The sequence below is a fragment of the Stenotrophomonas sp. YJH_SMC_80 genome (assembly GCF_059372495.1).
Genome location: NZ_JCAFVP010000028.1, coordinates 1 through 17103, shown reverse-complemented (window position 1 = coordinate 17103; position 17103 = coordinate 1). Strand labels below are relative to the sequence as shown.

General features: G+C 63.3%; 13 protein-coding genes and 1 tRNA gene. All 14 read left to right on the top strand.

Going from position 1 to position 17103, the window contains the following annotated elements:
- Positions 1-472, top strand: a 472-nt coding sequence (locus AC5P99_RS21280) for an EF-Tu C-terminal domain-related protein (RefSeq protein WP_495213346.1), incomplete at its 5' end; no start/stop codon positions are given.
- Positions 473-575: 103 nt separating this feature from the next.
- Positions 576-651 (top strand) — tRNA-Trp (locus AC5P99_RS21275).
- 49 nt (positions 652-700) lie between these two features.
- Positions 701-1114, top strand: a complete 414-nt coding sequence (gene secE / locus AC5P99_RS21270; RefSeq protein WP_005408202.1) for a preprotein translocase subunit SecE — start codon at positions 701-703, stop codon at positions 1112-1114.
- Between the two features lie 10 nt (positions 1115-1124).
- Entirely contained in the window at positions 1125-1685 is a 561-nt protein-coding gene (gene nusG, locus AC5P99_RS21265; RefSeq protein WP_004154362.1) for a transcription termination/antitermination protein NusG, read from the top strand.
- Between the two features lie 286 nt (positions 1686-1971).
- A complete protein-coding gene (gene rplK, locus AC5P99_RS21260) occupies positions 1972-2400 on the top strand; it encodes a 50S ribosomal protein L11 (protein WP_004145248.1) in 429 nt (142 codons plus the stop codon).
- Positions 2401-2404: 4 nt separating this feature from the next.
- The gene (gene rplA / locus AC5P99_RS21255; RefSeq protein WP_004154350.1) at positions 2405-3103 is read left to right on the top strand and encodes a 50S ribosomal protein L1; all 699 of its coding nucleotides are present in this window, start codon (positions 2405-2407) and stop codon (positions 3101-3103) included.
- Between the two features lie 387 nt (positions 3104-3490).
- Positions 3491-4027, top strand: a complete 537-nt coding sequence (rplJ, locus tag AC5P99_RS21250) for a 50S ribosomal protein L10 (protein ID WP_005408203.1) — start codon at positions 3491-3493, stop codon at positions 4025-4027.
- Positions 4028-4090: 63 nt separating this feature from the next.
- On the top strand, positions 4091-4459 hold the full coding sequence (gene rplL, locus AC5P99_RS21245) for a 50S ribosomal protein L7/L12 (RefSeq protein WP_049403868.1): 369 nt from the start codon (positions 4091-4093) through the stop codon (positions 4457-4459).
- Positions 4460-4822: 363 nt separating this feature from the next.
- On the top strand, positions 4823-8977 hold the full coding sequence (rpoB, locus tag AC5P99_RS21240) for a DNA-directed RNA polymerase subunit beta (protein WP_005408205.1): 4155 nt from the start codon (positions 4823-4825) through the stop codon (positions 8975-8977).
- An 89-nt stretch (positions 8978-9066) separates the two neighbouring features.
- On the top strand, positions 9067-13287 hold the full coding sequence (gene rpoC / locus AC5P99_RS21235) for a DNA-directed RNA polymerase subunit beta' (protein WP_005412340.1): 4221 nt from the start codon (positions 9067-9069) through the stop codon (positions 13285-13287).
- A 341-nt stretch (positions 13288-13628) separates the two neighbouring features.
- Positions 13629-14003, top strand: coding sequence for a 30S ribosomal protein S12 (gene rpsL / locus AC5P99_RS21230; protein ID WP_004145320.1), 375 nt, complete (start codon positions 13629-13631; stop codon positions 14001-14003).
- A 12-nt stretch (positions 14004-14015) separates the two neighbouring features.
- Entirely contained in the window at positions 14016-14489 is a 474-nt protein-coding gene (rpsG, locus tag AC5P99_RS21225; RefSeq protein ID WP_004145321.1) for a 30S ribosomal protein S7, read from the top strand.
- Between the two features lie 141 nt (positions 14490-14630).
- The gene (fusA, locus tag AC5P99_RS21220; RefSeq protein WP_012479235.1) at positions 14631-16772 is read left to right on the top strand and encodes an elongation factor G; all 2142 of its coding nucleotides are present in this window, start codon (positions 14631-14633) and stop codon (positions 16770-16772) included.
- Between the two features lie 52 nt (positions 16773-16824).
- Positions 16825-17103: GTP-binding protein (locus AC5P99_RS21215; RefSeq protein WP_256727511.1), on the top strand; the 279-nt coding region annotated here is incomplete at its 3' end.

Sequence of the window (17103 nt, the reverse complement as noted above, 5' to 3'; positions counted from 1 at the left end):
GGTTGGCGACGAAATCGAAATCGTCGGCATCCGTCCGGTGCAGAAGACCACCGTGACCGGCGTTGAAATGTTCCGCAAGCTGCTGGACCAGGGTCAGGCAGGCGACAACGCTGGCCTGCTGCTGCGCGGCACCAAGCGTGACGACGTCGAGCGTGGCCAGGTCCTGGCCAAGCCGGGTTCGATCAAGCCGCACACCAAGTTCGAAGGCGAAGTCTACGTCCTGTCGAAGGACGAGGGCGGCCGTCACACCCCGTTCTTCAACGGCTACCGTCCGCAGTTCTACTTCCGCACCACTGACATCACCGGCGCAGCTGCTCTGCCGGAAGGCGTCGAAATGGTGATGCCGGGTGACAACGTCAAGATGGTCGTCACCCTGATCAATCCGGTGGCAATGGACGAAGGCCTGCGCTTCGCTATCCGCGAAGGCGGCCGTACCGTCGGCGCCGGCGTGGTCTCGAAGATCATCGAGTAAGCCTGCAGTACCGGTGGTTGCATAGCGCCGCCGGTTACGCGAATGGCGGGCCGGGAACCTCGGTCCGCCTTCGCCGTCTAAGGGAAGGCAAGTTTTAACACGTACGCCAGTAGCTCAATTGGCAGAGCAGCGGTCTCCAAAACCGCAGGTTGGGGGTTCGAGTCCCTCCTGGCGTGCCATCTGCCCACCTTATCCAGCGGCCTGGGCCGCTAAAGCAGACACAGCCGGATGAATAGCAAGATCGAACACTCCAAGGACAACTCCGCCAACGGCGGGGATATCGTCAAGTACGTCGCCGCATCGCTGCTGGTGCTGGCCGGTCTGTTCGTCTGGTTCTGGTTCTCCGCCGACTCCGGTCGCGCCACCCAGCTGGGTGCGTGGGCGGGTCAGCTGCGTGCGTTGGCGGTCGTGGTCGGTCTGGTTGGCGGTATCGGCGTGTTCATGCTGACCGGCAAGGGGCGCGACACCCGCGAATTCCTCTCCGAGTCGCGCTTCGAACTGCGCAAGGTGGTCTGGCCGACGCGCCAGGAAGCCATCCGCATGACCTGGGTCGTGATGGTGGTGGTGACCATTCTCAGTCTGTTGCTGGGTGGGTTCGATTACGTCATTCAGTGGCTGGTTCAGTTGTTCCTGAGCCGCTAAGGAGAATTGCATGAAGCGTTGGTACGTCGTTCACGCCTATTCGGGCTTCGAGAAGTCGGTGGCGCAGGCTCTGCGCGATCGCATCGTCCGTGACGGCATGGAAGAGCGCTTCGGCGATGTCCTGGTCCCGACCGAAGAAGTGGTCGAGATGCGCGCTGGCCAGAAGCGCCGCTCCGAGCGCAAGTTTTTCCCGGGTTACGTGCTGGTCCAGATCGAGACCCACGAAGAAGCCGGTATTCCGCGCATCGACAACGAAAGCTGGCACCTGGTCAAGGAAACCCCGCGCGTGATGGGCTTCATCGGCGGCACCGCCGACCGTCCGCTGCCGATTGCCGATTCCGAGGCCGAAGCCATCCTGAACCGCGTTCAGGAAGGTGTCGAGAAGCCGCGTCCGAAGGTGCTGTTCGAGCCGGGCCAGATGGTCCGCGTCACCGACGGCCCGTTCAACGATTTCAATGGCGTCGTCGAAGAGGTCAACTACGAGAAGAGCCGTCTGCGCGTCTCGGTGCTGATCTTCGGTCGTGCCACTCCGGTCGAACTCGAGTTCGGCCAGGTCGAAAAGGCCGTCTGATCCAGCTGTAGAGTCGAGCTTGCTCGACTTTGCTGATCGGTCGAGCAAGCTCGACTCTACGGAACCAGGAACCGGGCCTTGCCCGGTTTCGTCCGTTTATATGCCGCTTCAGGCATGTGAAGAAAAAACCTGATATAGTGCGCGGCTCCCCGCTGGGAAGCCAGCAGGACGAGGCCGCCGCAAGGTGGCCTTCAGCATGATTTCAAAACGCGATGCCGGGACGCGTGATTCCCGGTCCGATGGGGAGCCTGTTGTCGAAAGGCGCTAGCACCCGGAGAGTACTCACATGGCAAAGAAAGTTGTCGGTTACATCAAGCTGCAGGTGAAGGCCGGTCAGGCCAACCCCTCGCCGCCGGTCGGTCCTGCGCTGGGTCAGCGCGGTCTGAACATCATGGAATTCTGCAAGGCGTTCAACGCTGCCACGCAGAAGCTCGAGCCGGGTCTGCCGGTTCCGGTGATCATCACGGCCTACTCGGACCGTACGTTCACCTTCATCACCAAGAGCACCCCGGCCACCACCCTGCTGAAGAAGGCCGCTGGCATCTCGTCGGGCTCCAAGCGCCCGAACACCGAGAAGGTCGGCAAGGTCACCCGTAAGCAGCTGGAAGAGATCGCCAAGGCGAAGGAACCGGATCTGACTGCCGCCGATCTGGACGCCGCCGTGCGTACCATCGCTGGCTCTGCCCGTTCCATGGGCCTCGTGGTGGAGGGTTAATAAGATGGCACAGACCAAGCGTGAGAAGGCCATCAAGGCCGCCGTCGTTCCGGGCAAGGCATACGCCTTCGAGGACGCGATCAACATCCTGAAGAGCGCCACCAAGGCCAAGTTCGTCGAGTCGATCGACGTCGCTGTGCGCCTGGGCGTCGATGCGAAGAAGTCCGACCAGCAGGTCCGTGGCTCCACCGTGCTGCCGGCCGGTACCGGCAAGTCGGTCCGCGTCGCCGTGTTCGCTCCGGCCGGTGCCAAGGCTGATGAAGCCCTGGCCGCTGGCGCCGAAGCCGTCGGTATGGATGATCTGGCCGAGAAGATGCAGGCCGGCGATCTGAACTACGACGTCGTCATCGCGACCCCGGACGCCATGCGCGTCGTCGGTAAGCTGGGCACCGTGCTGGGTCCGCGCGGCCTGATGCCGAACCCGAAGGTCGGCACCGTTTCCCCGAACCCGGGTGAAGCCGTGAAGAACGCCAAGTCGGGTCAGGTCCGTTACCGCACCGACAAGGCCGGCATCATCCACTGCACCATCGGCAAGGCCGACTTCGCCGAAGACGCGCTGAAGTCGAACCTGACCGCGCTGCTGCTGGACCTGATCAAGGCCAAGCCGGCCACCTCGAAGGGCACCTACCTGCAGAAGGTTTCGGTCAGCTCGACGATGGGCCCGGGCGTCACCGTCGACCAGTCGTCGCTGACCCTGAAGTAATTGTTTCAAGCGGTCACGGTACCTTCGGTGCCGTGACCGTGACATTTGAAGGCATCGTTGGCAGTGCATCGCCCGCGGTAGCCGTCAAAGACCGCAGGCGCGGTCGTGGCAATACCGGCGACGGGCACGGAAGCTCGATCTGGCAAGGAGTCGCCGCCGGAGCAGTCATGAGCGCTTAATCGATTCCCCGGAATCACCCTGCGTAGATGGTGCCCTTCTGGAGTTTTTCTGGTTCACGCACGTCTGGGATTTCCCAGGTTGGCCCACTCCAGGTCTAGAACGGCCCACCCCCGGAACATCATCCCGATGTTCCCGGCGTCCAGGACGGATGCCGCACAGGACCGCACACGGCAGGAGCCGTAAGCGGAGTTCAATAGGAGGAGTGCAATGGCTCTCAATCTGTCCCAGAAGCAAGAAGTAGTCGCCGAGCTGGCAGACGTCGCCGCCAAGGCCCACTCCTTGATCGCAGCCGAATACGCTGGCACCACGGTCGCCCAGATGACCGCGATGCGCAAGCAGGCTCGTGAAACCGGTGTTTTCTTGAAGGTTGTCAAGAACACCCTGGCTTCGCGCGCCGTTGAAGGCACCGAGTTCGCAGTCGCCCAGGACCAGATGGTTGGTCCGCTGCTGTACGCGTTCTCGCTCGAGGAGCCCGGCGCTGCCGGTCGCCTGATCAAGGAAGCCGCCAAGGGCAACGACAAGCTGAAGGCTAAGGTCGTCGCCATCGGTGGCGAAGTGTTCCCGGCAAGCCACGTCGACGTGCTGGCCTCGCTGCCGACCCGCGACCAGGCCCTGGCCATGCTGGCCCGCGTCCTGACCGAGCCGGTCACGATGTTTGCCCGCGCCATCAAGGCCGTTGGCGAGAAGCAGGGTGGTGGCGACGTCGCCGCCGACGCTGCCGAACCGGCCGCCGAGACCGCCTGAGTTTCGACTTACCGTGGTTCCTGACGGAACCTCAACCCAGAAAATCATCCAAAGGTATTAATCATGTCCCTTACCAACGAACAGATCGTCGACGCCATCGCCGAGAAGTCCCTGATGGAAGTGATGGAGCTGGTCAAGGCCATCGAAGAGAAGTTCGGCGTCTCCGCCGCTGCTCCGGTCGCCGTGGCTGTCAACGCCGGCCCGGCCGTTGCCGCTGAAGAGCAGACCGAGTTCACCGTCACCCTGAAGTCGGCCGGCGACAAGAAGGTCGAAGTCATCAAGGCCGTCCGCGCCATCACCGGCCTGGGCCTGAAGGAAGCGAAGGACCTGGCCGAAGCCGGTGGCGTCCTGAAGGAAGGCGCTTCGAAGGAAGACGCCGAGAAGATGAAGAAGGACCTGGAAGCTGCTGGCGCGACTGTCGAAGTCAAGTAAGCAGTTACCTTGCATCGTCACCGATTCACGGCGATGCAGCCAAGGCTGGGGGCGTAAGCCCCCGGCCTTTGGTCGTTGTTGCGGTGTCGGTAGAGTCGACTGTTAGTCGACTGCTGTGAAGGAAGTCGACTAACAGTCGACTCTACCGTTTCAAATGCAGCAAAAAGCCCAACACGGGCTGCAGTCAAACCCCGCCGGCCAGCGCAGTGCGCGGCAGCAGGGGCGTGGTAGCAGACGAGTTGGCAGTTGGAAGTAGCGGGAGAAGGCGTGCTGGTGCCGGCAATACCAGCGACTTCCAACTGACAATTTCAAGTTCCCTTCGGATCGTGGGCGCACGATCCGCACAACAAGGTGGAAGACCTCATGACGTCCTATTCGTTCACCGAAAAAAAGCGTATCCGCAAGGATTTCGGCAAGCAGCGCTCGATTCTCGAAGTGCCGTTCCTGCTCGCCATCCAAGTGGATTCCTATCGTGAATTCCTGCAGGAAAACGTCGATCCGGCCAAGCGCACGGACCACGGCCTGCATGCTGCGCTGAAGTCGGTCTTCCCGATCGCCAGCTACAGCGGCAACGCTGCCCTGGAATACGTCGGCTACAAGCTGGGCGAACCGGTCTTCGACGAGCGCGAGTGCCGCCAGCGTGGCATGAGCTACGGCGCCCCGCTGCGCGTGACCGTGCGCCTGGTGATCTACGACCGTGAGTCGTCGACCAAGGCCATCAAGTACGTGAAGGAGCAGGAGGTCTATCTGGGCGAAATCCCGCTGATGACCGAGAACGGCACCTTCATCGTCAACGGCACCGAGCGCGTCATCGTCTCGCAGCTGCACCGCTCGCCGGGCGTGTTCTTCGACCACGATCGTGGCAAGACCCACAGCTCGGGCAAGCTGCTGTACAGCGCCCGCATCATTCCTTACCGCGGCTCCTGGCTGGACTTCGAGTTCGACCCGAAGGACGCGCTGTTCACCCGTATCGACCGTCGCCGCAAGCTGCCGGTGTCGATCCTGCTGCGCGCGCTCGGCTACAGCAACGAAGAGATGCTGGCCGAGTTCTTCGAGATCAACACCTTCCACATCAACCCGGATGAAGGCGTCCAGCTGGAGCTGGTGCCGGAGCGCCTGCGTGGCGAAACCCTGGGCTTCGACCTCGCCGACGGCGACAAGGTCATCGTGGAAGCCGGCAAGCGCATCACCGCGCGCCACATCAAGCAGCTGGAAGCCTCGGGCATCGCCGCCCTGGCCGTGCCGGACGACTACATCGTCGGCCGCATCCTGTCGCACGACGTGGTTGACGCCTCGACCGGCGAACTGCTGGCCCAGGCCAATGACGAGATCACCGACGAGCAGCTGCAGGCCTTCCGCAAGGCCGGTGTGGATGCCGTGGGCACCCTGTGGGTGAACGATCTGGATCGTGGCCCGTACCTGTCCAACACCCTGCGCATCGACCCGACCAAGACCCAGCTGGAAGCCCTGGTCGAGATCTACCGCATGATGCGTCCGGGCGAGCCGCCGACCAAGGACGCTGCGCAGAACCTGTTCCACAACCTGTTCTTCACCTTCGAGCGCTACGACCTGTCCGCGGTCGGCCGCATGAAGTTCAACCGCCGCGTGGGCCGCAAGGAAACCACCGGCGAAGCCGTGCTGTACGACAGCAAGTACTTCGGTGAGCGCAACGACGAAGAGTCCAAGCGCCTGGTCGCCGCCCACGGCGACAGCTCCGACATCCTGGACGTGATCAAGGTCCTGACCGAGATCCGCAACGGTCGCGGCGTGGTCGACGATATCGACCACCTGGGCAACCGTCGCGTGCGTTCGGTCGGCGAAATGGCCGAAAACGTGTTCCGCGTCGGCCTGGTCCGCGTCGAGCGCGCGGTCAAGGAGCGCCTGTCGATGGCCGAGTCCGAAGGCCTGACCCCGCAGGAGCTGATCAACGCCAAGCCGGTTGCCGCTGCCATCAAGGAGTTCTTCGGCTCCTCGCAGCTGTCGCAGTTCATGGACCAGAACAACCCGCTGTCGGAAGTGACCCACAAGCGTCGCGTCTCGGCCCTGGGCCCGGGCGGCCTGACCCGTGAGCGCGCCGGCTTCGAAGTGCGCGACGTGCACCCGACCCATTACGGCCGCGTCTGCACCATCGAAACCCCGGAAGGCCCGAACATCGGCCTGATCAATTCGCTGGCCGTGTACGCCCGCACCAACCAGTACGGTTTCCTCGAGACTCCGTACCGCAAGGTCGTGGACGGCAAGGTCTATGACGAAGTCGAGTTCCTGTCGGCGATCGAAGAAAACGAGTACGTCATTGCGCAGGCCAACGCGCTGACCGATGCCAAGGGCACCCTGACCGAGCAGTTCGTTCCGTGCCGCTTCCAGGGCGAATCGCTGCTGAAGCCGCCGGCGGAAGTCCACTTCATGGACGTCTCGCCGATGCAGACCGTGTCGATCGCGGCCGCGCTGGTTCCGTTCCTGGAGCACGATGACGCGAACCGCGCACTGATGGGCGCCAACATGCAGCGTCAGGCGGTGCCGACCCTGCGTGCGCAGAAGCCGCTGGTCGGTACCGGCATCGAGCGCGCCGTGGCGCGTGACTCCGGTGTGACCGTGAACGCCCGCCGTGGTGGCGAGATCGTGCAGATCGACGCGGCCCGCATCGTGGTCAAGGTCAACGAGGAAGAGATCGTTGGCGCCACCGATGCAGGCGTGGACATCTACAACCTGGTCAAGTACACCCGTTCGAACCAGAACACCTGCATCAACCAGCGTCCGCTGGTCCAGGTGGGTGACGTCATCGCCCGCGGCGACGTGCTGGCCGACGGTCCGTCCACCGACATCGGCGAACTGGCCCTGGGCCAGAACATGCTGATCGCGTTCATGCCGTGGAACGGCTACAACTTCGAAGACTCCATCCTGCTCTCCGAGCGCGTGGTGGAAGAGGATCGTTACACCACGATCCACATCGAAGAGCTGACCTGCGTCGCGCGTGACACCAAGCTGGGGCCGGAGGAAATCTCCGCCGACATCCCGAATGTCTCCGAGCAGGCGCTGAACCGCCTGGACGAGAGCGGCGTGGTGTACATCGGTGCGGAAGTCCGCGCCGGCGACATCATGGTCGGCAAGGTCACCCCGAAGGGCGAAAGCCAGCTGACTCCGGAAGAGAAGCTGCTGCGCGCGATCTTCGGCGAGAAGGCTTCGGACGTTAAGGACAGCTCGCTGCGCGTTCCGCCGGGCATGGACGGCACCGTCATCGACGTGCAGGTCTTCACCCGCGACGGCATCGAGAAGGACAAGCGCGCCCGCCAGATCGAAGAGTCTGAAATCAAGCGCGTCAAGAAGGACTTCGACGACCAGTTCCGCATCCTGGAAGCCGCCATCTACATGCGTCTGCGTTCGCAGATCGTGGGCAAGGTGGTCAACGGTGGCGCTGGCCTGAAGAAGGGTGACGTGATCACCGACGCCTTCCTGGACGGCCTGAAGAAGGCTGACTGGTTCGCCCTGCGCATGAAGGACGAGGACGCTTCGGAAGCCATCGAGCGCGCGCAGAAGCAGATCCAGGCGCACGAGAAGGAATTCGAGCGTCGCTTCGCCGACAAGCGCGGCAAGATCACCGCCGGTGACGACCTCGCCCCGGGCGTGCTGAAGATGGTCAAGGTGTTCCTGGCCGTGAAGCGCCGCATCCAGCCGGGCGACAAGATGGCAGGCCGCCACGGTAACAAGGGTGTGGTCTCCAACGTGGTGCCGGTCGAGGACATGCCGTACATGGCCTCGGGCGAAACCGTGGACATCGTGCTGAACCCGCTGGGCGTGCCGTCGCGTATGAACATCGGCCAGATCCTGGAAGTGCACCTGGGCTGGGCGGCCAAGGGCCTGGGCCGCAAGATCCAGGCGATGATGGAAGCCCAGGCGGCGGTTGCCGACCTGCGCAAGTTCCTGGACGACATCTACAACCACGACGACACCAACGTGGCCAACCGTGTCGACCTGTCGCAGTTCAGCGACGAGGAACTGCTGCGTCTGGCCCGTAACCTCACCGACGGCGTGCCGATGGCCACCCCGGTGTTCGACGGTGCCACCGAAGCGGAAATCAAGCGCATGCTGGAACTGGCCGACCTGCCGAGCAGTGGCCAGACCCAGCTGTACGACGGCCGCACCGGTGAAGCGTTCGATCGCCACACCACCGTCGGTTATATGCACTACCTGAAGCTGAACCACCTGGTCGACGACAAGATGCACGCCCGTTCGACCGGTCCGTACTCGCTCGTCACCCAGCAGCCGCTGGGCGGCAAGGCGCAGTTCGGCGGCCAGCGCTTCGGTGAAATGGAAGTCTGGGCGCTGGAAGCCTACGGCGCGGCCTACACCCTGCAGGAAATGCTGACGGTGAAGTCCGATGACGTGCAGGGCCGCAACCAGATGTACAAGAACATCGTCGACGGTGAGCACGAGATGGTCGCGGGCATGCCGGAATCCTTCAACGTGCTCGTGAAGGAAATCCGCTCGCTGGCCATCAACATGGAACTGGAAGACAACTGATCCATGCCGGCGCGGCGGCCAACGCCGCCGCGCCGCTGGCAGTGAACTGAAAGCCCATCGACACAGCATTCCTCCTTCTGGAGAACACCATGAAAGACCTGCTCAACCTCTTCAACCAGCAGCGCCAGACGCTGGACTTCGACGCGATCAAGATCGCGCTGGCTTCGCCGGACCTGATCCGTTCGTGGTCCTTCGGCGAAGTGAAGAAGCCGGAAACCATCAACTACCGTACCTTCAAGCCGGAACGCGACGGCCTGTTCTGCGCCGCCATCTTCGGCCCGGTGAAGGACTACGAGTGCCTGTGCGGCAAGTACAAGCGCATGAAGCACCGCGGCGTGGTCTGCGAAAAGTGCGGTACCGAAGTGACCCTGGCCAAGGTGCGCCGCGAGCGCATGGGCCACATCGACCTGGCCTCGCCGGTCGCGCACATCTGGTTCCTGAAGTCGCTGCCGTCGCGCATCGGCCTGATGCTGGACATGACCCTGCGCGACATCGAGCGCGTGCTGTACTTCGAAGCCTACGTGGTGACCGAGCCGGGCCTGACCGCCCTGGAGCGCCGCCAGCTGCTGACCGAGGAACAGTACCTGCAGGCCCGCCAGGAGCACGGTGACGACTTCGACGCCGCGATGGGCGCCGAGGCCGTGTACGAACTGCTGCGCACGATCGACCTGCAGTCGGAAATGACCCGCCTGCGCGAGGAAATCGCCGCTACCGGTTCGGAAACCAAGCTCAAGCGCCTCACCAAGCGCATCAAGCTGATCGAAGCCTTCCTGGAATCGGGCAACCGTCCGGAATGGATGGTCATGACCGTGCTGCCGGTGCTGCCGCCGGACCTGCGTCCGCTGGTCCCGCTGGATGGCGGCCGCTTCGCGACCTCCGACCTGAACGACCTGTACCGCCGCGTCATCAACCGCAACAACCGCCTGCGCCGCCTGCTCGAACTGAGCGCGCCGGACATCATCGTGCGCAATGAAAAGCGCATGCTGCAGGAGTCGGTCGATGCGCTGCTGGACAACGGCCGTCGTGGCCGTGCCATCACCGGCACCAACAAGCGCCCGCTGAAGTCGCTGGCCGACATGATCAAGGGCAAGCAGGGTCGCTTCCGCCAGAACCTGCTCGGCAAGCGCGTCGACTACTCGGGCCGTTCGGTCATCGTGGTCGGCCCGTACCTGCGCCTGCACCAGTGCGGCCTGCCGAAGAAGATGGCGCTCGAGCTGTTCAAGCCGTTCGTCTTCGCCAAGCTGCAGCGTCGTGGCCTGGCCACCACCATCAAGGCCGCCAAGAAGCTGGTCGAGCGCGAAGAAGCCGAAGTCTGGGACATCCTGGAAGAGGTCATCCGCGAGCACCCGGTGATGCTGAACCGTGCGCCGACCCTGCACCGTCTGGGTATCCAGGCGTTCGAGCCGGTGCTGATCGAAGGCAAGGCCATCCAGCTGCACCCGCTGGTCTGCACCGCGTTCAACGCCGACTTCGACGGTGACCAGATGGCCGTCCACGTGCCGCTCTCGCTGGAAGCCCAGCTGGAAGCGCGTGCGCTGATGATGTCGACCAACAACATCCTGTCGCCGGCCAACGGCGAGCCGATCATCGTGCCGTCGCAGGACGTCGTGCTGGGTCTGTACTACATGACCCGCTCGCTGGAAAACAAGAAGGGCGAGGGCATGGCCTTCGCCAACATCGCCGAAGTGAAGCGTGCCTACGACAACCGCGTGGTGGAACTGCACGCGCGCGTCAAGGTCCGCATCACCGAAGTGGTGACCGACGAAGACGGCAACAAGCAGAACAAGACCTCGATCGTGGACACCACGATCGGTCGCGCCCTGCTGGCTGAAATCCTGCCGGAAGGCCTGCCGTTCGCGCTGGCCAACACCGAGCTGACCAAGAAGAACATCAGCCGCCTGATCAACTCCAGCTACCGCCAGCTGGGCCTGAAGGACACGGTCGTGTTCGCCGACAAGCTGATGTACACCGGCTTCGCCTACGCGACCCGCGCCGGCGTCTCGATCGGCATCGACGACATGCTGATCCCGGACGAGAAGAAGGGCATCCTCACCGAGGCCGAAGCCGAAGTGCTGGAAATCCAGGAGCAGTACCAGTCGGGCCTGGTCACCGCCGGCGAGCGCTACAACAAGGTGGTCGACATCTGGTCGCGCACCAACGAGCGCATCGCCAAGGCGATGATGGACACCATCGGTACCGAGAAGGTGGTCAATGCCAAGGGTGAGACCATCGACCAGAAGTCGATGAACTCGCTGTACATCATGGCCGACTCCGGTGCGCGTGGTTCGCAGGCGCAGATCCGTCAGCTGGCCGGCATGCGTGGCCTGATGGCCCGCCCGGACGGCTCGATCATCGAGACGCCCATCAAGGCGAACTTCCGCGAAGGCCTGAACGTGCAGGAGTACTTCAACTCCACCCACGGTGCCCGTAAGGGTCTGGCCGATACCGCGCTGAAGACCGCGAACTCGGGTTACCTGACCCGTCGTCTGGTCGACGTGGCACAGGACGTGGTGATCACCGAGGTGGATTGCGGTACCACCGAAGGCCTGATCATGACCCCGATCGTGGAAGGCGGCGACGTGGTCGAGCCGCTGAAGGACCGCGTGCTGGGTCGCGTGGTTGCCGAGGACGTGTTCCTGCCGGGCAACGACGAAGATCCGATCGTCACCCGCAACACCCTGCTGGACGAAGCCTGGGTTGCCAAGCTGGAAGACGCCGGCGTGCAGACCATCAAGGTCCGCTCGACCATCTCCTGCGAATCGGCCTTCGGCGTCTGCTCGCGCTGCTACGGCCGCGACCTGGCCCGTGGCCACCTGGTCAACATCGGTGAAGCGGTCGGCGTCATCGCCGCCCAGTCCATCGGTGAGCCGGGTACCCAGCTGACCATGCGTACGTTCCACATCGGTGGTGCGGCGTCGCGAGCTGCTGCGGTCGACAACATCACCGTCAAGACCACCGGCTCGGTCAAGTTCAGCAACCTCAAGTCGGTCGAGCATGCCAACGGCTCGCTGGTGGCAGTGTCGCGCTCGGGCGAAATCTCGGTGCTCGATGCCCACGGCCGTGAGCGTGAGCGTTACAAGCTGCCGTACGGTGCGACCATCACGTCCAAGGACGGTGATGCGATCAAGGCTGGCCAGACCGTGGCCAACTGGGATCCGCATAACCACCCGATCGTGTCGGAAGTGGCCGGCTTCATCCGCTTCATCGACTTCGTCGACGGCATCACCGTCATCGAGAAGACCGACGAGCTGACCGGCCTGGCGTCGCGCGAAATCACCGATCCGAAGCGTCGTGGTACCCAGGCCAAGGACCTGCGCCCGATCGTGCGCATCGTCGACGCCAAGGGCAACGACCTGTCGATTCCGGGCACCGACCTGCCGGCGCAGTACCTGCTGCCGCCGCGCTCGATCGTCAACCTGCAGGACGGCGCTGCCGTCGGCGTGGGTGACGTGGTCGCCAAGATCCCGCAGGAAGCGTCGAAGACCCGCGACATCACCGGTGGTCTGCCGCGCGTGGCCGATCTGTTCGAAGCGCGCAAGCCGAAGGATCCGGCGGTGCTGGCCGAGCGTTCGGGCATCATCAGCTTCGGCAAGGACACCAAGGGCAAGCAGCGCCTGATCATCAAGGACACCGATGGTTCGGAGCACGAAGAGCTGATCCCGAAGTACCGCCAGGTCATCGTGTTCGAAGGCGAGCATGTCACCAAGGGTGAAACCATCGTGGACGGCGAGCCGAGCCCGCAGGACATCCTGCGCCTGCTGGGTGTCGAACCGCTGGCCGCCTACCTGGTGAAGGAAATCCAGGACGTGTACCGCCTGCAGGGCGTGAAGATCAACGACAAGCACATCGAGGTGATCACCCGCCAGATGCTGCGCAAGGTCGAGATCACCGACCAGGGCAGCAGCAAGTTCCTGAACGGCGAACAGGTGGAGCGCCAGCGCGTTATCGAGGAGAATGCCCGCCTTGCAGCCCGCAATGAGCTGCCGGCGCACTTCGATCCGGTCCTGCTGGGTATCACCAAGGCCTCGCTGGCGACCGAATCGTTCATCTCGGCCGCGTCGTTCCAGGAAACCACCCGCGTGCTGACCGAAGCGGCCGTCCGCGGCACCTCGGACAACCTGCGTGGCCTGAAGGAAAACGTCATCGTGGGTCGCCTGATTCCGGCCGGTACCGGCCTGGCGTACCACAGCAACCGCCGTCGCGGCGCTTCCGGCCTCACCGAGTCGGAAATGCAGACCCTTGCCGGCACCCCGGCCGCGGTCGAGGCACCGGTGGTTGAAGCCGAAGCTGAACAGGCCTCGGAAGACTGAAACACGGGTCCGGCCTCAGGGCCGGACCACCCGGGCGGGTAGAGTCGACTGTCAGTCGACTGCTATCCAGAGTCGACTGCTATCAAGAGTCGACTGACAGTCGACTCTACCGGTGCAGGGCAGGGTGGACCGCTTGCGGTTCACCCCGCCAACCTGAACGGGGTACATGGAGGCCCCCCAGTAACGTTCCGGGATCAGGAACGGGCTTGACAGAAGGCGTTTGACTGCTTTCCTGGCAGGTTGCTACAATCGTCTGTCTCAGCAGGCCAGAATTTTGGCCTGCTTTAACATTTCCGCATCTCTGGCCGGATTTTCCGGCCACCAATCAGAAGAACCTACTGATGGCGACGATCAACCAGCTGGTCCGCAAGCCGCGGCAAGCGACCACCTACAAGAGTGCCTCGCCGGCGCTCGACAAGTGCCCGCAGCGCCGTGGCGTCTGCACCCGTGTCTACACCACCACCCCGAAGAAGCCGAACTCGGCTCTGCGCAAGGTTGCCAAGGTCCGCCTGACCAACCAGGAAGAAGTGATTTCCTACATCGGTGGTGAAGGCCACAACCTGCAGGAGCACTCCGTGGTCCTGATCCGCGGCGGTCGCGTCAAGGACCTGCCGGGTGTGCGTTACCACACCGTTCGTGGCTCGCTCGACGCCGCCGGCGTTGCCAAGCGTCGCCAGGCCCGTTCCAAGTACGGCGCCAAGCGTCCGAAGGCATAAGGAGAGAGCACTATGTCGCGTAAGGGTAATACTCCGCAGCGTTCCGTCCTGCCCGATCCGAAGCACGGAAGCGAAACCATCGCCCGCTTCATCAACATGGTCATGCAGAGTGGCAAGAAGTCCGTCGCCGAAAAGATCGTGTACGGCGCCATGGACGTGATCACCGAGAAGAACAGCAGCGCCAACGCCATTGAACTGGTGCAGAAGGCTCTGGACAACGTCGCTCCGGCGGTCGAAGTCAAGTCGCGCCGCGTCGGTGGTGCCACCTACCAGGTGCCGGTCGAAGTGCGTTCGTCGCGCAAGATGGCCCTGGCCATGCGCTGGCTGATCGACTCCGCGCGCAAGCGTGGTGAGAACACCATGCCGAAGAAGCTGGCTGCTGAACTGATCGACGCCTCGGAAAACCGTGGCGGCGCCATCAAGAAGCGCGAAGAAACCCACCGCATGGCCGAAGCCAACAAGGCATTCGCCCACTACCGCTGGTGAGTTTGACGGCCTTGTAAAACAGGCAGGGCAGCACCACTTCGGTGCGTGCTGCCTCGCGGTCCCAGAAGGACTGCGCCAATCCGAAGGCCGCCGAAAGGCGGCGTTCGGCCATCCGAAATCCAAGAAATCTGAGAGGCTCCCGTGGCCCGTTCCACTCCCATCGAGCGTTACCGTAACTTCGGCATCATGGCTCACATCGATGCCGGCAAGACCACCACGTCCGAGCGCATCCTGTTCTACACCGGCAAGAGCCACAAGATCGGTGAAGTGCATGACGGCGCCGCCACCATGGACTGGATGGAGCAGGAGCAGGAGCGTGGCATCACGATCCAGTCCGCTGCCACCACCGCGTTCTGGAAGGGCATGGACAAGTCCCTGCCGGAGCACCGCTTCAACATCATCGACACCCCCGGGCACGTCGACTTCACCATCGAAGTGGAGCGCTCGCTGCGCGTGCTCGACGGTGCCGTCTTCGTCCTGTGCGCCGTCGGTGGCGTGCAGCCGCAGTCGGAAACCGTGTGGCGCCAGGCCAACAAGTACCACGTGCCGCGCATCGCGTTCGTCAACAAGATGGACCGCACCGGTGCCAACTTCCAGAAGGTCGTCGGCCAGCTGAAGGCCAAGCTGGGCGCGGTTGCCGTGCCGATGCAGCTGCCGATCGGCGCTGAAGACAACTTCAAGGGCGTCGTCGACCTGCTGAAGATGAAGGCCATCCACTGGGATGAGGCTTCGCAGGGCATGAAGTTCGAGTACAGCGACATCCCGGCCGATCTGCAGGCGGCTGCGGAAGAGGCTCGCCAGTTCATGGTCGAGACCGCTGCCGAAGCCAGCGAAGAGCTGATGGAAAAGTACCTGGGCGGCGAAGAGCTGGCCGAGGCCGAAATCATCAACGCCCTGCGTACCCGTACCCTGGCGACCGAGATCGTGCCGATGTACTGCGGCTCGGCCTTCAAGAACAAGGGCGTGCAGGCCATGCTGGACGGCGTGATCCAGCTGCTGCCGTCGCCGGTCGACGTGCCGGACGTGAAGGGCGTGGACGTTGACGACGACACCGTCGAAATGACCCGCAAGTCCGACGACAAGGCTCCGTTCTCGTCGCTGGCCTTCAAGATCATCACCGACCCGTTCGTCGGCGCGCTGACCTTCTTCCGTGTCTACTCGGGCACCCTGAACGGTGGCGACACCGTGCTGAACTCGGTGAAGGGCAAGAAGGAGCGCATCGGCCGCATCCTGCAGATGCACTCGAACAACCGCGAGGAAATCAAGGAAGTTCTGGCCGGTGACATCGCCGCTGCCGTGGGCCTGAAGGACACCACCACCGGTGACACCCTGTGCGCCGTGGACGCCCCGATCATCCTGGAGCGTATGACGTTCCCGGAGCCGGTGATCTCGATGGCCGTCGAGCCGAAGACCAAGTCGGACCAGGAAAAGATGGGTCTGGCCCTGGGCCGTCTGGCGCAGGAAGATCCGTCGTTCCGCGTCAAGACCGACGAAGAATCCGGCCAGACCATCATCTCGGGCATGGGCGAGCTGCACCTGGACATCATCGTCGACCGCCTGAAGCGCGAGTTCAACGTTGAAGCCAACGTCGGCGCGCCGCAGGTGGCCTACCGCGAAACCATCACCCTGGCCGACGTCAAGTCGGACTACAAGCACGCCAAGCAGTCCGGTGGTAAGGGTCAGTACGGTCACGTCGTGATCGAACTGTCGCCGATCACCGCTGCCGACCGTGCCGATCCGAAGCTGGCTCCGGCCATCAAGGACGACTTCCTGTTCATCAACGACATCACCGGCGGCGTGATCCCGAAGGAATTCATTCCGTCGGTTGAAAAGGGCCTGCGCGAAACCATCACCAGCGGTCCGCTGGCTGGCTTCCCGGTCGTGGACGTCAAGGTGAAGCTGGTGTTCGGTTCGTACCACGACGTCGACTCCTCGGAAATGGCGTTCAAGCTGGCTTCGTCGATGGCCTTCAAGCAGGGCTTCGCCAAGGCCAAGCCGGTGCTGCTGGAGCCGATCATGAAGGTCGAGATCGTGACCCCGGAGGATTACCAGGGTGACGTGATGGGCGACGTCAGCCGTCGTCGCGGCGTGCTGCAGGGTTCCGACACCACCGGTGACGGTTCGGCCAGCATCATCAACGCGATGATCCCGCTGGGTGAAATGTTCGGCTACGCCACTGCGCTGCGTTCGCAGACCCAGGGCCGCGCCACCTTCACCATGGAATTCGATCACTACGAGCCGGCTCCGACCAACATCGCCGAAGCCGTCATGAAGAAGGGCTGAGCCTCGCTCAGCCTCTCTTGAAACCACTTACGAACAATCAAGGTATAGAACAATGGCAAAGGGTAAGTTCGAGCGCACCAAGCCGCACGTCAACGTCGGCACCATCGGTCACGTCGATCACGGCAAGACCACGCTGACCGCCGCACTGACCAAGATCGGTGCCGAGCGCTTCGGTGGCGAGTTCAAGGATTACTCCTCGATCGACGCCGCTCCGGAAGAAAAGGCTCGTGGTATCACGATCTCGACCGCGCACGTCGAATACGAATCCCCGGTCCGTCACTACGCCCACGTCGATTGCCCGGGCCATGCTGACTACGTCAAGAACATGATC

Coding starts and splice junctions, on each gene's coding strand:
- rplA (WP_004154350.1), top strand. CDS start 2,405: ATGGCACAGACCAAGCGTGAGAAGGCCATCAAGGCCGCCGTCGTTCCG.
- rplJ (WP_005408203.1), top strand. CDS start 3,491: ATGGCTCTCAATCTGTCCCAGAAGCAAGAAGTAGTCGCCGAGCTGGCA.
- rpsL (WP_004145320.1), top strand. CDS start 13,629: ATGGCGACGATCAACCAGCTGGTCCGCAAGCCGCGGCAAGCGACCACC.
- rplK (WP_004145248.1), top strand. CDS start 1,972: ATGGCAAAGAAAGTTGTCGGTTACATCAAGCTGCAGGTGAAGGCCGGT.
- rpsG (WP_004145321.1), top strand. CDS start 14,016: ATGTCGCGTAAGGGTAATACTCCGCAGCGTTCCGTCCTGCCCGATCCG.
- nusG (WP_004154362.1), top strand. CDS start 1,125: ATGAAGCGTTGGTACGTCGTTCACGCCTATTCGGGCTTCGAGAAGTCG.
- rpoB (WP_005408205.1), top strand. CDS start 4,823: ATGACGTCCTATTCGTTCACCGAAAAAAAGCGTATCCGCAAGGATTTC.
- rplL (WP_049403868.1), top strand. CDS start 4,091: ATGTCCCTTACCAACGAACAGATCGTCGACGCCATCGCCGAGAAGTCC.
- rpoC (WP_005412340.1), top strand. CDS start 9,067: ATGAAAGACCTGCTCAACCTCTTCAACCAGCAGCGCCAGACGCTGGAC.
- secE (WP_005408202.1), top strand. CDS start 701: ATGAATAGCAAGATCGAACACTCCAAGGACAACTCCGCCAACGGCGGG.